Raw genomic sequence first — 24,402 nt, 5'->3', positions numbered from 1 at the left:
GTCAGACGAGCCGCGATTGCTCAAGCGCCGCAGCGATAAAACTCGCAAACAGCGGATGCGGGTCGAAGGGGCGCGATTTGAGTTCGGGATGAAATTGCACGCCGATGAACCAGGGGTGATCCATGAGTTCTATGGTTTCCGGCAGCAATCCGTCAGGCGAAAGCCCCGCGAAGATCAGCCCTTTTTCAGCAAGCTGGGCGCGATAAGCGGTATTGACCTCATAACGATGGCGATGGCGCTCTGAAATTTCGGTCGCGCCATAAATCCCTGCGATTTTGGAGCCGGGCGCGAGTTCCGCCCGATAGGCACCCAGCCGCATCGTGCCGCCGAGATCGCCTTCGGCGGCGCGAATCTGCAATTCATTGCCGCGCATCCATTCTGTCATCAGGCCGACGACCGGCTCGCTGGTTGGTCCAAATTCCGTGGAATTCGCCTTTGTGACGCCGGCCAGAGAGCGGGCTGCTTCGATCACAGCCATCTGCATCCCGAAGCAAATCCCGAAATAAGGCACCTTGCGTTCACGCGCAAAACCAGCGGCGAGAATTTTTCCCTCCGCGCCGCGATGGCCGAAGCCGCCCGGAACGAGAATGCCATGCACATGGTCAAGGTAAATGGCGGGATCGTCGCTCTCGAAAATCTCTGATTCAATCCAGTCGATGCGAACGTTGATGCGGTTCGCAATGCCGCCATGCGCCAACGCCTCGATCAGTGATTTATAGGCGTCCTTGAGGCCGGTGTATTTACCGACGATGGCGATTGTGACTTCGCCCTCTGGATTGTGGATGCGCTCCATCACGGCGTTCCAGCGGCTCATGTCGGGTTTAGGCGCCGGCTCGATCCCGAACGCGGCGAGAACCTCCTGATCGAGGCCGGCGGCGTGATAGGCGCGTGGAACGTCATAGATCGAGGCGACGTCGCGCGCCTCGATGACGGCGCTTTCGCGGACGTTACAGAACAGTCCAAGCTTGCGCCGCTCCTCGCGCGGAATTTCGCGGTCGGTCCGGCAAAGCAGGATATGCGGCTGAATCCCGATCGAACGCAATTCCTTGACCGAATGCTGTGTCGGCTTGGTCTTCAGTTCGCCGGCGCTCGGGATAAACGGCAATAAAGTCAGATGAATATAGATCGCATGGGAGCGCGGCAGATCATTGCCGAGCTGGCGAATCGCCTCGAAGAACGGCAGCCCCTCGATATCGCCCACTGTGCCGCCGATTTCGACGAGCACGAAGTCGACGCCGTCATTGCCGTCGAGCACGAAGTCCTTGATCGCATTGGTCACGTGCGGAATGACCTGCACCGTCGCGCCGAGATAGTCGCCGCGGCGCTCCTTGGCGATGATGTCCTGATAGATGCGGCCGGTCGTGATGTTGTCGTTGCGCATGGCCGGGCGCCCGGTAAAGCGCTCATAATGGCCAAGGTCGAGGTCGGTCTCCGCGCCATCGTCGGTGACAAAAACCTCGCCATGCTGGTAGGGGCTCATCGTCCCCGGGTCTATATTGAGATAGGGATCGAGCTTGCGCAGCCGGACGGTGTAGCCGCGCGCCTGAAGCAAGGCGCCAAGCGCCGCAGACGCCAGTCCCTTGCCAAGCGATGAAACCACGCCGCCGGTGATGAAAATGTACCGCGCCATGGGCTTTGAGCTTTATCCGAGTTTGATCGGGAGGGGAAGCCGATTCGAGCGGTCCCCCGGTTCATCCACAAGTCAGCGGCATGGCAGCCGCCGCTCGCAGTCGATTGGGGCCTGCGCGCTGACCCCGGTCAGAATTTATTTGGCAGGCGTCTGAGCTTCGTCCAGCTCTGCGCCGTCAATTCGGCGGGGCGAGCGGACTTGCCGGCTGAGCCGGCGACGGGGAGGACTGGCGCTGATCCTCGATCTGCTTCAATTGATCAAGCAAACCGCCGCCGGGGCTGGCGGGCTGGCCGGGAGGCGCGTTAGCGGCCGGCTTCGTCGCAGGCGCAACATGCTGGATAATAGATGAAGGCGCCTGGTTGACCCGCGCGAGAATGGTCAAGCCAAGGCTGGTGGCGAAGAAGAGAGCGGCCAAAATCGCTGTCGCCCGAGTGAGCACGTTCGCCTGTCCACGGCCGGTCATGAAACCGCCGCCGCCGCCGACGCCAAGAGCGCCCCCTTCCGAGCGCTGCAGCAGCACGGTCACGACAAGCGCAACGACGATCATAAGGTGGACGACGATCAACACCGACTGCATCAAAAATCTCTTCTCTACCCGCGTCGCGAGTCGCGACGCCTCGCATTGCGGCTTTAATTAAGGGTCTTTGCGGCGCGCTTCCAGAGCGGGCCCCCAGTTTCCAGGCGCATGGCAAGCTTCACACCCAGCGAAGTCGCCCTCATGGACGATGCGCCACGACGGGTTCTTATACCGCCTCGAGCCGCGAGGGCTAGTGAATAAAAGCGGGCGATGGCGCTTTTTGCCCGCTCTTATCTGATGAAATCGCGATAAACGCCGGCGATCGCCATGAAATCGCGCGCCGTCAGGCTCGCGCCGCCAACGAGGGCGCCGTCGACATCCTCGACTCCCAGGAGATCCGCCGCGTTGCCCGGCTTTACCGATCCGCCGTAAAGGAGGCGAATCCTGTCGCCGATGCCCGGCAAATCGACGTCAATCCGTTCGCGGATGAATCGGTGCATCGCGGCGATGTCCTGCAAAGTCGGCGTCAGGCCGGTGCCGATCGCCCAGACCGGTTCGTAAGCGATGACGAGGCTTTCCGGCGTGGATTTCTTCGGGATCGAGCCGGTGAGCTGCGAGCCGACGACCGGCAAGGCCTCGCCGGCCTCTCGTTCGGCCCGTGTTTCGCCAACGCAGACAATCGCCGTCAATCCGGCCCGCAAAGCAGCGCTGGCTTTTTCGCGGACGCTTTCATTGCCCTCGTTGTGGCCGGAACGCCGCTCGGAATGGCCGAGAATGACATAAGAAGCGCCTGCATCTTTCAGCATTTCGGCGGAGATGTCGCCCGTGAAGGCGCCGCTCGGCTCATCGTGACAATGCTGGCCGCCAAGTCCGACGCCGGCGCTGCGGCAGGCCGGCGCCGCGGAGATCAGCAAAGTCGCCGGCAGGCAGATCACGACTTCCGCCTGCCCCGCTTCGCCGGCGGCTGTCGCCGCGCAGATCTTTTCCGCTTCGACGAGATCCTTGCGAAGCCCATGCATCTTCCAGTTTCCGGCGACGAGGGGTCGCCGGGGAGGCTGCGATTGTCTATATGCCATCATAAAACTTCCGGCTTTGAGGCTGGACATGCGCCGCGGACGCGTTGCAAGCGCCGGCGCACCTTCTTATAGTCCCGACCAAATTTGTAAACGTCCGGCCCAAGCTTGGCCTCAACTCTCGCGATAAAGAAAGATCAGTAAGACATGCTGGAAGCCATGCGCGCCGCAACACAGGGCTGGATCGGCCGCATCATCATGGCGATCGTGATGGGCTTTATCATTCTCAGCTTCGCAATCTGGGGCATCGGCGACATTTTCCGCGGCTTCGGCGCCAATAAGTTGGCTGAGGTCGGCGGCGAAGAGATCACCACCGACACCTTTCGCAATGCCTATCAGACGGAACTGCAACGCGTTCAGCGCCAGGCCAGACGGGCCATCACCAATGAAGAGGCGAAGCGCTTCGGCCTTGATCGTCAGGTGTTGTCGCGTCTCCTCAGCGAAGCGGCGCTGAACCAGGAGACGCATGCGCTGGGACTCGCCATGAACGATTCCGAAATCGCCAAAGCGATCGCCAATGATCCGTCTTTCAAAGGCCCCGACGGGCAATTCGACCATGCGCGCTTCGATGAGCTTTTGCGCGACAACGGCCTCAACGAAAAGGCTTTCGTGCGGGATCAGCGCGGCTTTTACCTGCGCCATGAGCTCGTCGACCCGCTGACCGCCGGACTGCAGCTGCCGAAGGCCATGCTGGAAGCGATCCATCGCTTCCAGGCGGAAACCCGCAGCGTGGATTTTGTCATTCTTCCGGCCTCCAGCGTGGGTCCGGTCGCATCGCCGCCGGAAGATGAGCTGCGCAAATATTTCGAAGATCGCAAGCTTGGTTATTCGTCCCCCGAATATCGCAGCCTCGTGACATTGACGCTGACGCCGGAGTCCATTGCCACACCTCAGAACGTCTCCGACGCCGACGCCCAAAAGCGATACGACGAAACCAAGGGCGACAAGTTCGGCTCGCCCGAAAAGCGCGCCATCGAGCAGATCATTTTTCCCGACGACGCCGCGGCCAAGGCGGCGCGAGACAAGCTCGACGCGGGCGCGAGCTTCGACGATATTGTCAAGGATCGGGGATTGACGCTGAAAGATGTCTCTCTCGGCCTGGTGACGCGCGCGCAGTTGATCGACAAGGACGCCGCCGACATCGCCTTTGCGCTGCCGGAGGGCGCCGTCAGCGCTCCGGTCAAGACGCGTTTTGGCGCCGCTCTTATCCGCGTCACGAAGATCGAGCCCTCGAGCGTCAAGCCCTTCGCGGAGGTGGCGGACGAGATCAAACGCGATATCGCCATCGAGCGCGCGCGCGCCGAGATCGGCCGGCTGCATGACGCGATCGAGGATCAACGCGCCTCGGGCAAATCGCTCGCCGAGGCCGCGAAAAGCGCCGGCCTCGAGGCCCGCACGATCGCCGCCGTCGACGCCGCCGGGAAGAACCCGAGCGGCGCCCCAGTCGCCGGCCTGACCAATGGGCCGGCTTTGCTCAAGGCTGCCTTTGTTTCCGATGTCGGCGTCGACAATGACACGCTGACGCTGCCGCAGGGCGGTTACCAATGGTTTGAGGTCGCCAAGATCGATAAGGCGCGGCAAAAGACTTTCGAGGAAGCGCGGCCCGATGTCGAAAAGGCGTGGCGCGACGATGAAACGGCGAAGCTTTTGTCGGCGAAGACCGTCGACATGAGCAAGCGCCTGGAGGTTGGCGAACCCCTCGCTTCGGTCGCGGCCTCGGAAGGCAATCTCGAAGTCAAGCACGCCAATGACGTCAAACGCAGCGGCGGCAAGGATCTGCCGGCGAACGCCGTCGCCCAGATGTTCAATGTCGGCGTCGGGGGCGTCGGCTCCGCGCGCCTTGATGATGGCGGCCGGCTCGTCTTCAGGATCCTCGACGCCGTCGTCCCCCCGATCGACTTCGCGGACCCGGCGCTCGTCGCCATTGGCGGTGAAGTGAAGAAGACCTATTCCGACGATCTTCTGGCGCAATATCTAGGGGCGCTGCAGAATGAATTCGGCGTCAAGGTCAATATGCGGGCCCTCGCGGCGGCGACCGGCGCGGCCGATGCTTACTGAGGCCGATATGATGACCGATGAGACGCATGCGGCCTTCGCCGCGAGCTATGCGGCTGGCAAGCCTTGTCTCGTGTCAGCGCGCCTCATCGCCGACCTCGAGACGCCGGTTTCGGCCTTCCTGAAGCTGTCGGCTGGACGCGAAGGGCGCATCTTTCTCCTTGAGTCGGTGGAGGGAGGCGCGGCGCGCGGCCGTTATTCAATGATCGGGCTTGACCCCGACATCGTCTGGCGCACGGTCGGCGATAAAGCAGAAATCAACCGGCGCGCCCTCTCGCATCCGGACGCGTTTTCGCCATGCGCCGCGCGGCCGCTTGAATCGCTGCGCGAACTTATCGCCGAATCACAGATCGAAGCCTCCGAGGATTTGCCACCGATGGCGGCCGGGGTATTCGGCTACCTTGGCTATGATATGGCGCGGCAAATGGAGAAGCTTGACGCCGCCAAGCCGGATCCGATCGGCGTTCCGGACGCGATGATGTTGCGCCCGACGATCATGGTCGTGTTCGACGCCGTGCGGGAGGAGATTTTTGTGGTGACGCCGCTGCGTCCCGTTTCCGGACAATCCTTTCGCGCGGCCTATGAGCGCGCGCTGGAGCGCCTCGACGCTGTGACGGTTACGCTGGAAGGCCCTCTTCAGCACGAGGCGATCGCCGCGGACCCCGCGCTCTCGACGACGGCGCCGCGCTCCAATACGGATAAGCAGCGCTTCCATGAGATGGTCGAACGCGCCAAGGACTATGTCCGCGCGGGCGACATTTTTCAGGTTGTGCTGTCGCAGCGCTTTTCGGCGCCTTTCGCCTTGCCCGCATTCGCGCTCTATCGCGCCTTGCGCCGCGTCAATCCGTCTCCCTTCCTGTGCTATCTCGATTTCGGGCCCTTCCAGATTGTCTGCTCCAGCCCCGAGATCCTGGTTCGCCTGCGCGATGGCAAAGTGACGATCCGTCCCATCGCGGGCACCCGCTGGCGCGGCAAGACCAAAGCCGAGGATGACGCTCTGGCGCAGGACCTCCTTGCCGACGAAAAAGAATGCGCGGAGCACCTGATGCTGCTCGATCTGGGCCGCAACGATGTCGGACGCGTCTCCGAAATCGGCTCTGTCCGCGTGACCGATAAATTCGTCATCGAGCGCTACAGTCACGTTATGCATATCGTTTCCAATGTCGAGGGCAGGCTCAGCGCCGCCCATGACGCCATCGACGCGCTTTGCGCCGGGTTTCCCGCTGGCACCGTCTCTGGCGCGCCGAAAGTGCGGGCGATGGAGATCATCGACGAACTCGAGGCTGACAAGCGCGGCATTTATGGCGGATGCATCGGCTATTTCGGCGCTTCGGGCGAGATGGACACCTGCATCATCCTGCGCACCTCGATCGTCAAGGACGGCATGATGCATGTGCAGTCCGGCGCGGGCGTCGTCTATGACAGCGATCCCGCCTATGAACAGCGCGAATGCGTGAACAAAGCCCAGGCGCTGTTTCGCGCCGCCGAAGAGGCGGTGCGTTTTGCGGCGCAGGCCAGGCGCGGGCAGTAAAAAGGCGAAGGCGCGGTCGCTTCGGAGTCGAAAGGATCTGCGACATGCATTTGCTCCATGTGGAAGGATCGCCGCGCAAGCAGCGATCCGCCTCGCTCGAGGTCGCGCGCAGTTTCATCGGTTCCTGGCAAGCCCGTTATCCCTCAGGGACGATCGATACGCTCGATGTCTGGAACATGGCCTTGCCGCCCTTCGACGGAGCGGCGCTCGACGCCAAATATGCAGGGCTCGCGGGTCAAGCGAGGACCGTGGAACAGGAAACAGTCTGGAACGAGATCAGAGCCCTTGCTGAACGCTTTCACCGCGCCGATCTGATCCTGTTCAGCGCGCCGATGTGGAATTTCGGCATTCCATACCGGCTGAAACATCTCATCGACGCAGTGTCGCAAAAAGACCTCCTGTTCACCTTCGATGAACGCGGCCTCCTTGGCCTCCTTGGCGGCCGCACGGTTGTGATCGTGGCGGCGCGCGGCGTGGCCCTGGGCGAAGATTTTCCTGAAAAAGATTTTGACTTCCAGAGCGCTTATTTGCGCATGTGGAGCCGCATGGTTGGCGTCACCGATGTTCGGACCGTGACGGTCGAGAAGACCCTTTTCGGAACCGAGGCGGACGAAGCCTCGAGATCAAAGGCCAAGGCCGAGGCCGAGGAGCTTGCCGGCATCGTCTGAGGCAAAAACTCCGCGGCCGCCCGCAACAAACGGCTCCTCCTCCGGCGGCGGCGGCGATCCTTCTTGACCTCGGCGCGCCCGCGGCTCAAAAGAGCGGCTTCCGACATGGAAAGCGCGCCTGTGACCGCCATAACGCTCATCGATAATTACGACAGTTTCACCTGGAATCTGGTGCATTGCCTTGGCTCGCTCGGGGCGGATGTGAGCGTTTACCGGAATGACAAAGTCAGCGTCGAAGAGGTGATCGAGGCCGCTCCCGACGGCATCGTGATCTCGCCTGGCCCTTGCGGGCCGGCGGAAGCGGGGATCTGCCTCGATCTGATCAAGGCCGCCGCGCCCTCGATCCCGATTTTCGGCGTCTGCCTCGGCCATCAGGCGCTCGGCGAGGCCTATGGCGGCGAAGTCGTGCGCGCGCCTTTGCCGGTGCATGGCAAGATCGCGTCCATTCAGCATCAGGGCGAAACGCTTTTTCATGGTATCAATGGGCCGTTTCGCGCGGTGCGCTACCATTCGCTGGTGGTGCGCGCGGAGACGATGCCGGACGACCTCAAGATTACGGCCGAGACTGACGGGCTGGTGATGGGACTTTCGCACCGGCGTTTCCCGGCGCATGGCGTGCAGTTTCATCCCGAAAGCATCGCGTCGGAATACGGGCTGCGTATTTTCGAGAATTTTCTTGCGCTCGCGGCGCGTTGGAATAAGGCGCGCGCAGCCACGATCGAGGACTAGGACGTTGGACGCGCTGAAGCCGCTGATCGCCAAAGTCGCAACCGGCGCCAGCCTCACCGAGGCGGAGGCGAGGATCGCTTTCGATCATATTTTTGCAGGCAACGCCACCGCCGCTCAACTCGGCGCCTTCCTGATGGCGCTGCGGCTGCGCGGAGAGACGATCGAGGAGATCACCGGCGCCGTCACCGCCATGCGGGCGCAGATGCTGCGAGTCGAAGCGCCGGCGAATGCGATCGACATTGTGGGAACAGGCGGCGACGGGCACGGAACCTATAATGTCTCGACTCTCGCGGCCCTCATCGTCGCGGCCTGCGGCGTTCCCGTGGCGAAACATGGCAACAGAGCCGCTTCGTCCCGTTCTGGCGCAAGCGATGTCCTTTCCATGCTTGGCGTCAAGATCGGCCTTTCGCCCGCGGATGTTGAAGCCTCGATCAAGGAGGCGGGCGTCGGCTTCATGAGCGCGCAGGCTCATCACGCGGCGATGCGCCATGTCGCGCCGGTCCGTGCTGAGCTTGGCGCGCGCACGATCTTCAACCTGCTCGGGCCGCTTTGTAATCCGGCCGGCGTCAAATATCAGTTGCTTGGCGTCTATGCGGCCGACTGGCTCGAGCCGCTTGCGCATGTGCTGCGCAATCTGGGGTCGGAGCGCGTGTGGCTCGTGCATGGCGCCGATGGGCTCGATGAAGCGACGACCACAGGACCGACCCTTGTGACGGCTCTGGAGAGCGGCATAGTCCGGTCTTTTGAGATAACCCCCGAGGCGGCTGGCCTGCCCCACGCTTCGCTGAAAGATCTCAAAGGCGGGACGCCGGCGGTCAATGCGGCGGCCTTGCGCGCGGTGCTGGAGGGTCACAAAACACCCTATCGCGACATCGCCGTCCTCAATGCGGCGATGGCGCTCGTGATCGCTGAAAAGGCTGGCGATCTCAAGGAAGGTGCGGCGCAGGCCGCCGCCGCCATTGACGACGGCCGCGCCGCCGCTACGCTGACGAAGCTTGTGAAGGTTTCGAACCGCGCGACGGCGCGCTCGGACCTTGCGCCAAAAGCCGTCGCGATGGGACCTGATCCATGACCGACATCTTGAAGACCATCGAGGCTTATAAGCGGCGCGAAATTGCTCAGGCGAAAGTGCGCATGCCCTTTGAGGCGCTTGCCCGCAAAGCGCATGATCACGATCCGCCGCGCGGTTTCGTCAAGGCGATCGAAGCCAAGCATGCAACCGGCCATCTCGCTTTGATCGCGGAGATCAAGAAAGCCAGTCCCTCAAAAGGTCTGATCCGGGCGCACTTCGACCCGCCAGCGCTCGCGAGAGCCTATGAGGAGGGCGGCGCCGCCTGCCTCTCGGTGCTGACCGACGGGCCTTCCTTCCAAGGCGATTTGAGCTATCTGGACGCGGCGCGTAAATCGACGCATTTACCTTGTCTTCGCAAGGATTTCCTCTTTGATCCTTATCAGGTTTATGAGGCGAGGGCGAATGGCGCGGACTGCATTTTGATCATCATGGCCTGCGTTGGCGACGAAGAGGCCAGCCAATTGACCCGTGCCGCGCATGATCTTGCGATGGACATCCTCGTCGAGGTTCACGACGAAGCCGAACTGGACCGCGCCCTACGGCTCGAAACCCGGCTCGTCGGGATCAATAATCGCGACCTGCGCACGTTTGAAACCTCGCTCGACCTATCCGAGCGGCTCGCGCATAAAATTCCTTCAGACCGCATCGCGGTCAGCGAAAGCGGGATTTTCAAGCACGAGGATTGTTTGCGGCTCAAGGCGCATGGCGTATCGACATTCCTCGTCGGCGAAAGCCTGATGCGCCAGAAAGACGTGACCGCCGCGACCAGGGATCTGCTTATCGGCGCGCTGCCGCCGGTCCACGGCAAGCACGCGCATGGACTATGAAATGGGGAGCGCGGGCCTCTCTCATCTCTCCGCCGCCGGCGCCGCCGCCATGGTCGACGTCTCCGGCAAGGCGGCGACGGAGCGTGTCGCCGTCGCCTCCGGCCGCATCGTCATGCGTCAGGAAACGCTGGAGCTCGCTTTGTCCGGCAACGCCAAAAAAGGCGATGTCTTCGGCGTCGCGCGGATCGCAGGAATCATGGCGGCCAAGAAAACGCATGAACTGATCCCGCTCTGTCATCCTCTGCTGCTCACCAAAATCAGCGTCGATCTTGAAGCTGACCCGGCGCTGCCGGGGATCCTCGTCAGCGCCCGTGCGAAAGTGCTCGGCCAGACGGGGGTTGAAATGGAAGCGCTGACGGCCGTCTCAATCGCCTGCCTCACCCTCTACGACATGTTGAAAGCGGTTGACCGTTCGATGCGAATCGAGGCCATCGGCCTAATGGAGAAGACCGGCGGCAAATCCGGCGACTGGAAAGCGGAAGGCGAGCATCCCGCGGAGACGCCGCGCGCATGACCGGCAGGGCTGCTCTTTCGGTCGCCGAGGCGCGCGCGCGCATCCTCGCCGATGCGCCGGCCGATCGTCCGGTCGAGATGGTCCCGCTCGTCAGGGCGCTGGGCCGCACCCTCGCACACGATCTCTCATCGAGGCGAACCCAGCCGCCCTACCCCGTCTCCGCGATGGATGGCTACGCCGTTCGCGCCGCCGATCTCGCGCGCCTCCCCGTGCGGCTGACGCAGATCGGCGAGAGCGCCGCCGGCCACGGCTTTTCGGGGCGTCTCGGCCCCATGGAGACCGTCAGGATATTTACCGGCGCGCCAACGCCCGACGGCGCGGATGCGATCCTCATTCAGGAGGAGGCGCGCTTGGAGGCGGGCTTTATCGAGCCTCTGCGAAGCGTCCCGAAAGGCAATTTCATTCGGCCGGCGGGCCTTGATTTCGCTGAGGGGCGCGTTTTGCTTCAGGCGGGGACGCGGCTCGGTCCGGCAGGGATCGCGCTCGCCGCCGCGATGAACCATGCCGAACTGCCGGTGGCTCGGCGCCCGCGCGTCGGCATCGTCGCCACCGGAGACGAGTTGGTTCTGCCTGGGACCGCTATCGGGCGCGATCAGATCGTCGCCTCGAACGCTTTTGCGATCGCCGCCCTGGTCGAAGACGCCGGTGGCGAGCCGCTCGATCTTGGCATCGCGCATGATGATTTCGCCTCGCTGGAGATCGCGATCGGAACAGCGATCGACGCCGGATGCGATATTTTGGCGACGAGCGGCGGCGCATCGGTCGGCGATCATGATCTCGTAAGGCCAGCGCTCGCCAAAGCCGGAATGGAGCTGAATTTCTGGCGCATCGCGGTCAGACCGGGCGCGCCTTTGCTGCATGGAAGACTTGGCCGGATGGCGATTATTGGCCTGCCCGGCAATCCCGTTTCGGCGGTCGTCGGCGGCGTGCTGTTCCTCAAGCCCTTGGTGCGAGCGTTGTCAGGCGATCTTTTCGCGGGCGCTGACCAGAGCGAAGCGGCAATTCTTGGCGCGGCTGTTGACGCCAACGACAGGCGACAAGACTTTATGCGAGCCACTCTCGAGCCGGGCGGCGACGGGCCGCCGATCGCGACGCCCTTCGAGGCGCAGGACTCGTCGATGCTTAGCGTGCTCGCAAAGGCGCGCTGCCTCCTGATTCGTCCGCCCCATGCGTCGGCGGCCAAGGCCGGAGACCCGTGCCGGATTATCCGCCTGCCCGGCTGATCGAACGATGGCGCCGAGCGCCCGCCGTCAGAGCGCAAGACGAGACGTTAAATCAAAAGGTTAAAAGGCAGGATACAATTCCGTCATAGCGCGCGCGGCGTCGGCCGGCGCAAAATCACAACATTTTTCAGCTTTGCAATTGACAATTGATTTTCATCTTGCCCAAATGCTGGCCGCAGGCGTCCTCTAGTAGCGTAGTATTGCGCCACTACAGAATCCTTCTATTGGCGGCAAGCTGTCTGTCTTGCGCTGCATCCAGGTTCATGGCGTCTATTCTCCAAAGCCTTTCATCATTTGTATAAGAATATGCACTAAACCTTTGTATCAAAGCATGTCGCTGTTTTATGAAGCGATCGAGCTCGCATGAATGACAATACGACTGAGCGAAGCGTGCAAAACCATCCGGAAACCACGTCAATTCGTGACCGATGCAAACGGAAGCGCTCCTGCGCCACGTGAGAAACGAAGGTTGCGGTCAAGAGTCTGGGAAGCGAAGCTGTCGGGCTGTTTCGGAAGGCGCCGGGCGAAGAGCTCCGACGATTGGTCATCTTGAGGAGATAAGTTCATGAATTCTTCACTGACTCAACGCGTGAGCGCGGAATTTCTCGGCACTTTCTGGCTCACCTTCGGCGGCTGCGGCAGCGCCGTGCTCGCCGCGGCCTTCCCTCAGCTCGGCATCGCCTTCGCCGGCGTGGCATTGGCTTTCGGCCTCACCGTCCTCACCGGCGTCTATGCGCTCGGACCCATTTCCGGCGGCCATTTCAATCCGGCGGTCACGATCGGCCTTTGGGCCGGCGGCCGCACGCCTTCGATCTATGTCGTGCCTTATGTCGTCGCGCAGGTCGCGGGCGCCATCGCAGCGGCCGCCGTGCTCTACGTCATAGCGAGCGGCAAACCAGATTTCGTGCTCGGCGGCTTCGCATCGAACGGCTATGGCGCGCTGAGCCCCGGCCATTACAGCCTTCAGTCCGCCCTCATGATCGAAGTGCTGCTGACCTTCTTCTTCGTGCTGATCATTCACGGGGCGACCGCGCCTTTTGCTCCGGCCGGCTTTGCTGGCCTTGCGATCGGCCTTGCCTTGACGCTCATCCACCTGGTGTCGATTCCGGTCACCAATACATCTGTTAATCCGGCGCGCAGCACAGGCCCCGCCCTCTTCGCCGGCGGCGAATATATCGCGCAGCTCTGGCTCTTCTGGGCGGCGCCCATCGCCGGCGGCGTTATCGCCGGCCTGGTCTCACGCGTGCTTTACAAAGAAACACGCTGATCTAACCGGCTTCACAACACCTGCTTGGCCTGCCGGGACCTCTCGACAGGCCATTTCTTTGTGCGACGGACTTCATGAGCAGACACGAAAGGGGCGACGTGCGGGCTTCATAGCCTCTATGGTTTTCATGAATTAAAACGCTATGGCGCCAAAATGGGTTTCTGCAAAAACGTCATCGAGGCCATAGGCCACACGCCGTTCATCAAATTGAGGCATGCCTCCGAAGCCACCCAATGCGCCATTCTCTCCCCGGCTGGACCGAGCGTAAGCCGTCGATCACGCCGGATTTCCTCTGAAAACGTCTTGACGTCATTCATCCTCATCGGCGTCAGACGCAGCCGGCTGCGGTTCATCCGGCTCGGCGGCGCCATCGGCCTCGAGCGGATCCTCATCGGCGCAGAGGGCGTCATCGTCAGAGGGTTGCGGAATGGCAAAGCCCGACGGCAGACGGCCGTCGAATAGGCCCGCGCCTTTCAACTCCTCGAGCCCCGGCAGATCCGTAATGGCTTCAAGACCAAAGTGGATGAGGAAATTTGTCGTCGTGCCATAGGTGATTGGACGGCCGGGCGCGCGCCTTCGCCCGCGCAGTCGCACCCAGCCCGTTTCGAGCAGAACGTCGAGCGTTCCCTTGGAGATGGCGACGCCGCGAATATCCTCGATTTCGGCGCGCGTCACGGGCTGATGGTAAGCAATGATCGCCAGCGTTTCGAGCGCCGCCCGGGACATGCGTTTTTGTTCGCCCTCGCCGCCGGCCAAAAGCCAGGCAAGGTCCGTCGCGGTGCGAAACATCCATTTTCCGCCGACCCGCACGAGATTGACCCCGCGCCCGCTGTAGCTCGCCTTGAGATGGTCGAGCGCCGCCTTGGCGGAAACGCCGCGCGGCAGCCTCTTCTCGATATCCTCTTCGGCGAGGGGCTCCGGCGCCGCGAACAGCAGCGCCTCGGCTATGCGCATCGCCTCGGTGAGCTGCTGGTGTGCTTCGGCCGGCTCAGCTGTGCCGCCGTTAGCGCTCGCGGGAAAAAGCCTGGCGATTTCTCCCATAACGAGCCCTCCGTCCTGCCCTGTCATTGAATGCTCCGCGGATCTTCATCCGCCGGCAATTTTTGCGATTTAATCCAAACGGGCGCGAATGGTGCATCCTGCCGGATCGAAATGAAGCCCTCCCGCGCCATTTCAAGAGTTGCGGACAGGGACGACGCCCTGATCGTCCGGCGCACTTCCGGCGTTGTGCAAAACTCCAATAGAAACGAATCGAGCACGGTCCAGTCGACAGCGTGGCCGACGAGCTTCTCCAGTTCGCCCCTCGCCTGAGCCAATGACCAGACGAAGCGCTGTTTCAAGGTAACGCGCGTCAGCGCATGCTTTTGGCGCCGCTGCGCGTAGGCCGACAAAAGATCATAAAGGCTCGCCTGCCATTGCGGCGCGCCGTTCGGGTCCGCCTGTTCGGGCCGGCCGCGTGAAAACACGTCGCGTCCGAGCCGCGGCCTCGCGACCAAAGCCTCGGCGGCAGCTCTGATCGCCTCGAGGCGGCGAAGGCGCAATTGCAGGGCCTCGGCCAGTTCCTCAGCTGCCGGCTCCTCACTTTTTTCCGTCTGAGGCAGCAGAAGCCGCGATTTCAAATAAGCGAGCCACGCCGCCATGACCAGGTAGTCAGCGGCGAGCTCCAGACGAAGGCTCCGGGCGGCTTCGACGAATTCGAGATATTGTTCCGCCAGCGCCAGCACGGAGATTTTCTGCAGGTCTACTTTCTGTCGCCGAGCAAGATCGAGGAGCAGATCGAGGGGCCCCTCAAATCCTTCGATGTCGACGACGAAAGAGCGGTCTTCCGCCTCCTCTTCGGGTCGTGGCTCAAAATCAAATTCCAAAAAGGCCGCTCCCGTCGATCGATTCGATCAAGTCATCGAGCTTGACCCGATCGCGCCCGCGCCGCAACAAGCCTCTTGCGCCCGCACCTTCAATCCACAGGAGCAGGGCGACGAACGCGCCCCGCCCGCGCCAGCATCAATTCTTGGCGACGAAACATGCGCCTCCGCTGCTCTGGACTTTCTGGCAGAGCGCCGTGGCTTCCTCTTTCGAGAGGCCGACGGATCGCACGCGATAGACTGTTTTTTCGCCGCTGATGGCCTTGCGGATCGCGGGATGGAAGCCGGGGATCTCGCCTCCGTATTTCTTGATGAGGCGCATCTGAATCTCACGGGCCTCCTGCTCCGAAGCGGGCGCTGCGAGCTGCGCCGCATAGCCGCCGCCCGCCGCAGGACTCGCTGTGACAGGGGCGTCGTCGGCTTGAGCGGCGGCGATCTGCACGGGCTTTGCCTTCGTGGGCGCGGCCGTCGCATGCGCGGCGTCGGCGCCGCTGGCGACAGGCTTCGGAGTTGTGGCGACGCGCGCCGTCGACTTCGGGGTCGCGGCCTTGGCCGTCGGCGTTGATGGCTGATGCGGCGCTGACGCAGCCGGCAGCGGCGCGCCCGTTGTCTGCGGGGGCTGGTCGTTCGGCAACAAGGTTCCATCGGGGCGCACCGAGATGGTCTTGACTTTTTTTGGCTCGATCAGCCCGGCGATGCCGAGCGGCTCGGAAGATTGCGTTTGCGCCGCATGCGCGGGAGGAGCGGGCACGGGAACGCTCGCGGCCCCGGATTGCGCTCCATTCATGGCAATGACGCGTGGCGCGCGGTCTGGCATTTGCGACAGATCGACCGGCTGTTCGGCTCCATCGGCGACGGCGACGGGCGCCGCCTGCGGCGTGCGGTTCAGGATCGAGGCGTCCTCGCCCGGCGCGTCGGCTTTGCCGGCGCCCTCCGGCTGGATCTTGACTGGTCCGTCAACGGCCTTGATCATGGCGATCTGATGCGAAGACGAACCGCCCTTTAGCGCGAAGGTCGCGCCGATCCCGCCGATCCCCGCAAAGATGATGGCGGCCATGATATAGAGTGGACGGCGCGAACGACGTTCCGGCTCATAGCCAAAGCCGGAGGCATAGGGATCGTCGTCTTGGTAGCGCCAATCGTCGGACCGATCCTCCGTCGGATAATTGTTCAAATCGTCCGGGCGCGAGGCCTGCTGGGGGCGGCCCGTCGCGCGCAGACCCGCCTCGATGGAAGCGAAATTTCCGCTGATCAGGCGCTCCTGCTCCGCGAGATCATCCGGCGCCGGTTCGCGCCAGCGCTCCGTTTCATAGGCGTCCGCATAATCGTCATGCGTTTCCGCCCTGCCGGCTGAAGGTTGCTGACCCTTCTGCTCGAAGACGGCTTTATATGGGTCGGCCTTATAAGCGTCGTCATCCTGGCCGCCGACAAGACGCGCCAGCTCCGCCAATGGATCTTCATCGGCTCTGCCGGCGGTGTTTGGTTGGCGCAGACGTCTTTCGAACTGCTCCAAGTCGATCATGGGGCGCCGCTTTGCAACAGTCTCGCGCATGCTCACCTACCTCCTGCCGCATTTACGCAACGGCGCGCTGGCCCAAAAGGCCGGCGATTTCAGTGCTCGAGCGGGGGCGCGGCCCGCGGCGAACCTGTGACTTTTGCCGGTCACGCTTTTCAGAGACTTGCGTCCTCTATAACCGGCTTCAACCCGCGCGTTTCGATGCCTTCGACGAAGAATTTTGTGGTCTAGCGCATTTCTTCCGGAGCGCTGACCCCAAGAATACCAAGGCCAGACGACAATACGGCTGCCAATACCGTTACCAAACCCAGCCTTGCAATGGTTAGATTTGGCATTTCTTCATTAAGAAATCGTAATTGTGGCTGATCTTTGCCGCGCGTCCATTGCGCATGCAAAGTCGACGCCAGTTCGTGGAGATAGAACGCCAGCCGATGCGGTTCGTGCGCGAGGGCGGCGGCCTCAATGACGCGGGGATATTGGGCGAGAAGCTTCACCAGCTCAATCTCGCCGCGATCGTTGAGCAAGCCGAAATCGGCCCTGGCCAGGCCTTCTATTGACAGATCGATCCCGGAAATCGTCGCATATGCTTGACGCAGCACGGATTTCGCCCGCGCATGGGCATATTGTACATAAAAGACGGGATTGTCCTTCGACTGTTCGATGACCTTGGCCAGATCAAATTCCAGCGCCGCGTCGTTCTTGCGAAACAGCATCATGAAGCGGACCGCGTCGACGCCGACTTCATCGACGACTTCACGCAATGTGACGAAATCGCCCGAGCGTTTCGACATTTTCACGGGCTCGCCGGCGCGCATCAATTTGACCAGCTGGCACAATTTGACGTCGAGCGTGGCGGCGCCTTCCGACAGGGCTTCGACGGCGGCCCGCATCCGCTTGACATAGCCGCCATGGTCGGCCCCCCAGACATCAATCAAAAGCCGGTAGCCCCGGTCGATCTTGGCCTTATGGTAAGCGATATCGGACGCAAAATACGTGTAGGAGCCATCCGATTTGAGCAGCGGACGGTCGACATCGTCGCCGAAAGCGGTCGATCTGAACAAAGTCTGCTCACGATCCTCCCAATCCTCGATCGGCTGGCCCTTCGGCGGCGTCAGACGCCCCTCGTAGACGAGCCCGCGCCTGCGCAGATCAGCGATGGCCGCCGCCACCTGATCGCCGGCGTCGCCACCTGTCAGCGATCGTTCAGAGAAAAAAATCTCGTGTTCGATCTTGAGCGCGGCGAGATCCTCGCGGATCATCGTCATCATATCCTCGATCGCGACAGCGCGGACGTCAGCGATCCATGCGCTCTCGGGTAGGCCGCGGAGCTTGCCGCCAAAACGCTCGACCAGGGTTGCGCCAACGCTTTTCAGGTAATCGCCGGGATAAAGTCCCTCCGGAATCTCGCCGATCGGCTCGCCCAGCGCCTCCAGGTAGCGCAGATAGGCGGAGCGCGCCAAAACATCAACCTGCGCGCCGGCGTCGTTGATGTAATATTCGCGGGCGACGTCATGGCCTGCGAACTGGAGCAGATTGGCGAGCGCGTCTCCGAAGACCGCGCCTCTGCCATGTCCGACGTGCATCGGTCCCGTCGGATTGGCCGATACATATTCGACGTTGGTCTTTTCGCGCTGAAGCTTGCCTGCGCCGTAATGGTCGCTGTCGGCTTTGCCAAAATCCGCCCCCTGCTCCAGCGCAGTGTGAAGAATGCGGCTGAATGCCTGTGGTTTGAGGCGAATATTGATGAAGCCAGGCCCGGCGACCTCGGCCTCAGCGACGTCGGCGTCTTCCGACAACGCGAAGGCGATCTCGGTCGCAAGCTGACGCGGATTGCCGAACGCCGCCTTGGCCTCCTTGGCGTAGACCATCGCGGCATTGGCGGCGAGATCGCCATGCGAAGAGTCGCGAGGCGGCTCGACCACAAAACGGTCGAGGTCGAGGTCGCGCGGCAAACGTCCGTCTGCGATGATCTTCCGCAGGATGCCGGCGATACGCTGGTGAAAATCGGCGAACACATTCATTTCTATCGACTTCTCATAAATCGGCGCAGCGCGCTCATGTGGCCGCGCCGGCGCCCGCGGCCTTGAAACAGACCGGATCAAGATGGAAGATCATGAAGGCCTGAGGCTTTGCCTTCCCGGCTCCGGCTTGAGCAGGTTTTATAAAATCCAGCAGCGCCAGATCTGGACCGCGCCAAGATCAGGGAAAACATCGCGCGGACGTCGCCTTGTAAGCCATTTTGCCGGCCGCGGGCCTTAAAAATCGCTCTATCCTTTTGTTTCCGCGCATTTCTTCGCGCGAACCGGCAGTTCGCTTCGCTTGGAGACGCGGGCGCCCGCACTTGCGACAAAGGCCGCCGACTGCAGTTAAGATCATCTGCTAAAACAGTGACATAGACGATGCTCCCCAAGTTGGGAGCGATGGTGCTCTAGCGCAAATCCGGAGCCTCGTCAAAAAGCCTGCGGTGCTTGGACACGGCATAGCGATCGGTCATACCGGCGATATAGTCACAAACGACGCGGGCGCGGCGCCCCTCGTCAGCGCCGATTCTCAGCGCCGCTTCGGACCATTCCGCGGGCATTGACCGGGGCGCGTTCAAAAAGCGCGGGAACAGATTGAAAATGATCGTGGCCGCCTGATCGCGGACCCGGATGAGACGCGGATGGCGATAAAGGTTTTGGAAGAGAAAGTCTTTGATCTGTCTTTCGATCCTCGCGGTCGAAGGCGAGAATCCGATCACCGGCGCGCCCTGCGAGCGCACGTCCTCCGCGCTGGAAACGCCTGTCTTTTCAAGCCGCCGCCGGCTTTCATCAATGGCATCCTCGATGAAAAAAGTGATAAGGCGGCGCGTCAGCTCATGAATGAAACGGGACGGCTCCAGGCCGGGGTAAAGCTTTTCAATTTCACAGCCAAGCTCGCGTAGGAATTGAACTTCGGTGATGTCGGATATCGCGATCAGCCCGGCGCGCAAACCATCGTCGATGTCATGAGCATTGTAGGCGATGTCATCGGCCAGCGCCGCGGCCTGCGCCTCGGCCGTCGCAAACCGGCTGAGATCGAGGTCGGAGATCGCGTTATATTCAAGAAGCGCGGCGGGAAGCCCGCGCCCGGCGTAGCGCGCGACCGGCCCGCCGCTGGACAGCAAGAGCGGCCCATTATGCTTGACCAGCCCCTCCAGCGTCTCAAATGTTAGATTGAGGCCATTGAAGGCGGCATAGCGACGTTCGAGTTTAGTCACGATGCGCAGCGTCTGCGCATTGTGATCGAAGCCGCCATAGGGGCGCATGGCGGCGTCGAGCGCATCCTCTCCCGCGTGGCCGAAGGGCGTATGGCCGAGGTCATGGGCGAGCGCCAGCGCTTCGGCGAGGTCATCGTCAAGCCCGAGCGCGCGAGCGAGCGAGCGCGCGATCTGGCCGACTTCGAGGGAATGGGTGAGCCGCGTGCGGTAATGATCGCCCTCATGCGGAATGAAAACCTGGGTTTTATGGGCAAGACGCCGGAACGCCGACGAATGAATGATGCGGTCGCGATCGCGCTGAAACTCCGAACGCGAGGCGGACGCCGGCTCGCTGACAAGCCGGCCTCGGCTGCGCGCCGCATCGGCGGCGTAAGGCGCGCGAACCGGAGGAAAGGCTGAGGGCTGCATGAAACTCGATTCGTCGGCGGGCTTATTGCGGTCGCGAACGCTGCGACCTATGTTCTTTATTTCACGGTGAGGCAAGCGGCGTTGGTGCGGCGTGATGCTTGCATCGCCGCCTTGAAACCCGCCGCAAAATCCGCCGAATGTCACCTTGAGGACAATCATGAGCGAAGCCGCAGTTGAAGCCCCCGTCGAGATGACCGAAAGCGCAGTGCTGCGCATCGCAGAGATTTTGAAGACCGAGCCTGAGGGATCATTCCTGCGTATTGGCGTCGATGGCGGCGGCTGTTCGGGCTTCACCTACACTTATAAGATTGAAACCGAACGCGCGGAGGACGATCTCGTCCTGGATCAGGACGGCGCATTGGTTCTGATCGATCAAATCTCTCTTGAGTTCCTGCGCGGTTGCCGCATTGATTTCATCAATAATCTGATGGGACGGATGTTCAAGATTGAAAATCCCGCCGCGACCGCCTCCTGCGGCTGCGGTTCGAGCTTTGCCGTTTGAGCTGAAGGACGGAACGTCCCCGCGCCTAGCGTTTGAGGGGCGGTGGCTTTATATGGACGACGCGGCGCTTTAATCGAGCAGCCTGTGGGACCGCGGCGCCTATTGTGGATGTGTCGGTGCGCCTGCCGGGCCTTCGAACCCATCATGCGCCTCGCGAGGTCTCATGAAGTCCAGAACTTTACTCGGCGGCGTCGCCTTTTGCGCCCTCGCCGTCGTCTCGCTCGAGGCCGCGGATCGGTACGCTTTCCGTCAATCGGTCGCGGCGGTCGCCTCCCGCGTCGACGGTCTCACCTTCAGCCGGGTCATCGATGAGCCCTGGCGCGGCGACGCCCGCATCATTGGCCTCGACTGGCGGCGCAAGGACGTCTCGCTCCATATCGGCGCGTTGAACTTCGCCGCGTCGGCGTTGCTGCCGCCGATCGCCGCGGCGCTTGCCGGGACGGGTTCTGCAAGCGCCGAGGACGTCGTCATCGAGACCGGCCTCGCGACCTATAAAATCAAAAAGATCGAGCTTTCCGGCGCATCAATTTCAAATTCGGATCTTTTGGCCCTCTTCGACGCGAAAGCCGCAAAGCCCCTCGCCGAACGGCTGGCCGCGCTATCGGCCGCGGCGATTACGATTCCTGAAATGACCGTCGAGAGCAAGGTGGGAGCGGCAACGCAAAAGCTGACTTATCGCGACATTGCGCTGAACAGCCTTGTCAATGGTAAGGCCGCCTCCGCCAGCGCCGCCGGCGCCAGCTTTTCACTTTCCAATCCTCAATCCGGCGACGTCGGCGGCGCTTATGGCCCAATGAGCGCCAAGGATATCGACCTCGTCCTTGGCGCCAGAATCCTGACCGAAACGCGCGATCGGGCCGACGCGCCCAAGCTTCCGCTCTATAATTCGCTCGCCATCAACGGATTTCATCTTGGCAATGCGCATTTCGATCTTGACGTCAAAAACCTGACCGTCGGCGCTGTGAAGGCGCGTCCGGAACTGAAACAACAGGTCGATGCGAACACGGTCGAGGCTCAGCCGCAGAGGACAGCGAAAGGCGACGCCCTGAGATTACTCGATTGCTTCGAGGTCGACGACGTCGCGGCCAGCGCGCTGAAACTCGAGCTCAATAAGGATGGAGACGCCGCCACCTTCACGATGGCGCAGGCGTCGATGACGCGCCTCGATGGATCACAGATCGATTCCCTCGATGGGAAAGACCTCGCCCTCGACCGCGCCGCCGGGAGAATGGCGGTCGAGAGCGTCAGCTTCCGCGGCATTGATCTGAGGCCTCTCTCGAGCGCCGATCACGCGCCGGATTTATTGGGCAAGGATCTGCGGCCGGACTTCGAGGAGATCGTGGTGACGAAGTTCGCCGCCGACGCGACTCCCGCCAGCGAAACAGCAAAGTCCGGCGGCTCATTCAAGGTCGAGCGTTTCGGCATCAGGAGCGCGGCGCAAAAGGACGACTCCACGTCTGGTCTCGACGTTGCGCTCGATCATTTGGTCTATCCGCTCGATGAAGGCGGAGACGGCGGGGCCCTGCCCGCGCTCGCCGCCATGGGGTATTCCCGGCTCGATCTGACGAGCCGCCTCAATGTCGTCTGGACGCAGACGTCCAAGCAACTCGCAATCAATGATTTCTCGCTTGAGGGCGCCGGTATGGGCGCTCTCAAAATGACGGCGTTGATCGATAATGTGACGCAGGATCTTGCCTCAAACAATGAGCAGATCGCTGCCGCCGCCGCGCGCAATCTTCTTGTTAAAAAGATCGACATTCGTGTCGAAAACGCTGGCCTCTTCGACCGGTCTCTCGCAGCCCAGGCGAAAAGCCAAAAGAAATCTGTGGATGAGGTGCGTCAGTCGGATCTGATGGCGGCGACTTTCATGTTTCCGGCCCTGCTCGGAAACAATCCCTCAGCGCGCCTCCTTGGCTCCGAACTCGCGAAATTCATCGTCGAGCCGAAAAGCTTTAATCTCGTCGCGCTGGCGCCGGAAGGGTTTGGCCTCGCCGATCTTGAACTGGTCAAGACGCCCGGAGCCTTGCTGAAGAAGATGGCGATCACCGGCTCGGCAAATGAGTAGCTGGCGGCTTTCGCTCTGCTGCGCCAAGGACTGAATCAAGGCCTTTTTATCTTGCTCTAATCCGAGTAGTCGGAGTGCAGGGACCACGCGCCTGGCCAGGCTCTAGGTCCGCAACATTGCGACCGGCGCCTTCGCTACGCCAATCGCTTCCAGCGCGGCCGCGACCCGCATTACGAGGTCTTCCCGCCAGGCCGGGCCGATGATCTGGACGCCGATCGGCAGACATTCGCCGTCGCTCCAGACCGGGACCGTGACGACCGGCAAGCCAATGAACGAGATCGGCTGCGTGTAAAGACCGAGATGCGCGCGTACGGCCATCGTCGTTCCCGCTATCGTCATTTGCGATTGGCCAAGTTTGGGCGCCCGGCAGGGAGTCGCGGGTGCGAGAACCACATCTACAGTCTCGAAAAGCGCTTCCGCCTCGCGCTGAAACCAGCGCCGAAATTTTTGCGCCTTGGCTACCCAGGCGGCCGGGATCATGGCGCCAGCCATCAATCGATCTCGGACTGCTGGATCGAACTCGGCCGCCCGTGTCCGGAGCCGATCGAGATGCAGCGCCGCGCCTTCCGTCGTCGTGATGAGGAAGGCGGCCGCCCGGGCGCGCTTCGCCTCTGGAAACTCGACGATGCGCGTCGCGCCCAGGGCCTTCGCCACGCGATCAGCGGCGGCGAACGCTTCTTGATTGCCGTTCTCCGCGAAATAGCCCCCGGCGACGCCGATTCGCAGCCCCTCAGCGCCGCGATCGAGGAGCGCCGATACGTTCTCGACCGGCTTTTGCGCGCAACCCGGATCGTCGGCGTCCGGTCCCTGCATGGCGTCGTAGGCGAGCGCTAGGCTCAGGACCTATTAATTTGCTTGCGGAGATGGCGAACGATTGATTCATTGGAGGCGCCGGGAGGTGCTTTGATGAGTGATCTGTTTTGGCTGTCGCCGGCGCAGATGCGCCGTATTGAACCTTACTTTCCGCTGTCGCATGGGGTTGCGCGGGTCGATGATCGGCGTGTGATCTCGGGGATTATCTTCGTGATCCGCAACGGACTGCGCTGGCGCGACGCCCCGAAGGACTACGGCCCGCATAAGACGATCTACAACCGCTTTATCCGCTGGAGCCGGCTTGGCGTGTTCAACCGGATCTTCGCCGAGCTGGCGGCCAAGGGCGGCAAGCCCGACCGGCTTATGATCGACGCCACGCATCTCAAAGCCCATCGCACGGCGGCAAGCCTGCTCAAAAAGGGGCTGTTCCCAGACGTATCGGGCGCACCAAGGGCGGCCTGAACTCCAAGCTTCACGCGGTCTGCGATGGCCAGGGCCGCCCACTGGTGATGCTGCTGAGCGAAGGCCAGATGAGCGATTACAAGGGCGCGGCCCTGATGCTTGGCGCCTTGCCGAAAGCCAAGGCCATGCTCGGCGACAGAGGCTACGACGCCGGCTGGTTCCGCAACGCCCTGGCCGAACGCGGTATCGTCCCCTGCATCCCGTCGAAGGCGAACCGCAAAATACCGATCAACCACGACCGCACGCTTTACCGTCAGCGCCACAGGATCGAGAACATGTTCGGCAAGCTGAAAGACTGGCGCCGCATCCACACCCGCTACGACCGATGCGCACACACCTTTTTCTCCGCAATCTGCATCGCCGCAACCGTCATCTTCTGGATCAATCAATGAGTCCTGAGCCTAGCACTACTTTGGCAGATTTGGTTCGA

General features: G+C 62.1%; 20 protein-coding genes and 2 pseudogenes. 13 read left to right on the top strand and 9 right to left on the bottom strand.

All coding sequences use genetic code 11. From position 1 onward, the window contains the following. Position 1 precedes the first annotated feature (1 nt). The 3 genes from SIN04_RS06965 to tpiA form a co-directional block, all read right to left on the bottom strand. Positions 2–1,630, bottom strand: a complete 1,629-nt coding sequence (locus SIN04_RS06965; RefSeq protein ID WP_134487738.1) for a CTP synthase — start codon at positions 1,628–1,630, stop codon at positions 2–4. A gap of 175 nt (positions 1,631–1,805) precedes the next feature. After that, on the bottom strand, positions 1,806–2,207 hold the full coding sequence (secG, locus tag SIN04_RS06960) for a preprotein translocase subunit SecG (protein ID WP_134487735.1): 402 nt from the start codon (positions 2,205–2,207) through the stop codon (positions 1,806–1,808). Between the two features lie 230 nt (positions 2,208–2,437). Continuing rightward, a complete protein-coding gene (tpiA, locus tag SIN04_RS06955; RefSeq protein ID WP_341264454.1) occupies positions 2,438–3,223 on the bottom strand; it encodes a triose-phosphate isomerase in 786 nt (261 codons plus the stop codon). Between the two features lie 144 nt (positions 3,224–3,367). On the opposite strand from tpiA, the gene SIN04_RS06950 reads away from it, so the two are divergent. The 9 genes from SIN04_RS06950 to aqpZ all read left to right on the top strand — a co-directional run bounded on the left by SIN04_RS06950 (position 3,368) and on the right by aqpZ (position 13,106). Further along, complete coding sequence (locus tag SIN04_RS06950) at positions 3,368–5,278, top strand: peptidylprolyl isomerase (protein WP_341264317.1); 1,911 nt, start codon at positions 3,368–3,370, stop codon at positions 5,276–5,278. 10 nt (positions 5,279–5,288) lie between these two features. After that, a complete protein-coding gene (gene trpE, locus SIN04_RS06945) occupies positions 5,289–6,806 on the top strand; it encodes an anthranilate synthase component I (protein ID WP_134487726.1) in 1,518 nt (505 codons plus the stop codon). Between the two features lie 44 nt (positions 6,807–6,850). Beyond that, positions 6,851–7,474, top strand: coding sequence for an FMN-dependent NADH-azoreductase (locus tag SIN04_RS06940; protein WP_134487723.1), 624 nt, complete (start codon positions 6,851–6,853; stop codon positions 7,472–7,474). Between the two features lie 120 nt (positions 7,475–7,594). Beyond that, positions 7,595–8,203, top strand: a complete 609-nt coding sequence (locus tag SIN04_RS06935; protein ID WP_134492330.1) for an anthranilate synthase component II — start codon at positions 7,595–7,597, stop codon at positions 8,201–8,203. Between the two features lie 4 nt (positions 8,204–8,207). Further along, positions 8,208–9,275 (top strand): anthranilate phosphoribosyltransferase, encoded by a 1,068-nt coding sequence (gene trpD / locus SIN04_RS06930; protein WP_341264316.1) that lies wholly within the window; start codon positions 8,208–8,210, stop codon positions 9,273–9,275. Continuing rightward, positions 9,272–10,102 carry an indole-3-glycerol phosphate synthase TrpC gene (trpC, locus tag SIN04_RS06925; RefSeq protein ID WP_174514011.1) on the top strand — a complete coding sequence of 277 codons (831 nt, stop codon included), beginning with the start codon at positions 9,272–9,274 and terminating at the stop codon, positions 10,100–10,102. Before trpD ends, trpC begins: the two co-directional genes overlap by 4 nt. Next, a complete protein-coding gene (gene moaC, locus SIN04_RS06920; protein ID WP_244605701.1) occupies positions 10,092–10,616 on the top strand; it encodes a cyclic pyranopterin monophosphate synthase MoaC in 525 nt (174 codons plus the stop codon). Before trpC ends, moaC begins: the two co-directional genes overlap by 11 nt. Beyond that, a complete protein-coding gene (gene glp / locus SIN04_RS06915; RefSeq protein WP_134487720.1) occupies positions 10,613–11,839 on the top strand; it encodes a gephyrin-like molybdotransferase Glp in 1,227 nt (408 codons plus the stop codon). The genes moaC and glp overlap by 4 nt, the downstream gene beginning before the upstream one ends. Before the next feature lie 565 nt (positions 11,840–12,404). Further along, positions 12,405–13,106: an aquaporin Z gene (gene aqpZ, locus SIN04_RS06910; protein WP_134487717.1), complete on the top strand. Its 702-nt coding sequence runs from the start codon at positions 12,405–12,407 to the stop codon at positions 13,104–13,106. A gap of 309 nt (positions 13,107–13,415) precedes the next feature. On the opposite strand, the gene scpB is transcribed toward aqpZ, so the two are convergent. The 5 genes from scpB to SIN04_RS06885 all read right to left on the bottom strand — a co-directional run bounded on the left by scpB (position 13,416) and on the right by SIN04_RS06885 (position 20,130). Beyond that, entirely contained in the window at positions 13,416–14,174 is a 759-nt protein-coding gene (gene scpB, locus SIN04_RS06905; RefSeq protein ID WP_134487714.1) for an SMC-Scp complex subunit ScpB, read from the bottom strand. Then, positions 14,171–14,971, bottom strand: a complete 801-nt coding sequence (locus SIN04_RS06900; RefSeq protein WP_134487711.1) for a segregation and condensation protein A — start codon at positions 14,969–14,971, stop codon at positions 14,171–14,173. The genes scpB and SIN04_RS06900 overlap by 4 nt, the downstream gene beginning before the upstream one ends. A 136-nt stretch (positions 14,972–15,107) precedes the next feature. Next, positions 15,108–16,490, bottom strand: a complete 1,383-nt coding sequence (locus SIN04_RS06895; RefSeq protein ID WP_341264315.1) for an SPOR domain-containing protein — start codon at positions 16,488–16,490, stop codon at positions 15,108–15,110. A 221-nt stretch (positions 16,491–16,711) separates the two neighbouring features. Beyond that, positions 16,712–18,505 (bottom strand): arginine--tRNA ligase, encoded by a 1,794-nt coding sequence (gene argS / locus SIN04_RS06890; protein WP_134487702.1) that lies wholly within the window; start codon positions 18,503–18,505, stop codon positions 16,712–16,714. Between the two features lie 407 nt (positions 18,506–18,912). Next, positions 18,913–20,130, bottom strand: coding sequence for a deoxyguanosinetriphosphate triphosphohydrolase (locus SIN04_RS06885; RefSeq protein ID WP_134487699.1), 1,218 nt, complete (start codon positions 20,128–20,130; stop codon positions 18,913–18,915). A gap of 157 nt (positions 20,131–20,287) precedes the next feature. Between SIN04_RS06885 and SIN04_RS06880 the strand changes: the two genes are divergently transcribed. Continuing rightward, positions 20,288–20,632, top strand: a complete 345-nt coding sequence (locus SIN04_RS06880; protein WP_134487696.1) for a HesB/IscA family protein — start codon at positions 20,288–20,290, stop codon at positions 20,630–20,632. A 163-nt stretch (positions 20,633–20,795) separates the two neighbouring features. Then, the gene (locus SIN04_RS06875) at positions 20,796–22,697 is read left to right on the top strand and encodes a hypothetical protein (RefSeq protein ID WP_134487693.1); all 1,902 of its coding nucleotides are present in this window, start codon (positions 20,796–20,798) and stop codon (positions 22,695–22,697) included. A 102-nt stretch (positions 22,698–22,799) separates the two neighbouring features. On the opposite strand, the pseudogene SIN04_RS06870 reads toward SIN04_RS06875, so the two are convergent. Next, positions 22,800–23,540 (bottom strand): annotated as a pseudogene (locus SIN04_RS06870) (amidase family protein); the annotation flags it as partial. A 63-nt stretch (positions 23,541–23,603) separates the two neighbouring features. Here SIN04_RS06870 and SIN04_RS20235 point away from each other — a divergent pair. Both SIN04_RS20235 and SIN04_RS06865 read left to right on the top strand, forming a co-directional pair. Beyond that, positions 23,604–23,774: pseudogene (locus SIN04_RS20235) on the top strand (transposase); the annotation flags it as partial. Positions 23,775–23,800: 26 nt separating this feature from the next. Further along, positions 23,801–24,364, top strand: a complete 564-nt coding sequence (locus SIN04_RS06865) for an IS5 family transposase (RefSeq protein ID WP_423136016.1) — start codon at positions 23,801–23,803, stop codon at positions 24,362–24,364. Positions 24,365–24,402: the final 38 nt, after the last annotated feature.

Source organism: Methylocella tundrae, assembly GCF_038024855.1.
GTDB lineage: Bacteria > Pseudomonadota > Alphaproteobacteria > Rhizobiales > Beijerinckiaceae > Methylocapsa > Methylocapsa tundrae.
Note: the sequence above shows the minus strand (reverse complement) of the source record. Positions and strands in the feature narration are given on the sequence as shown.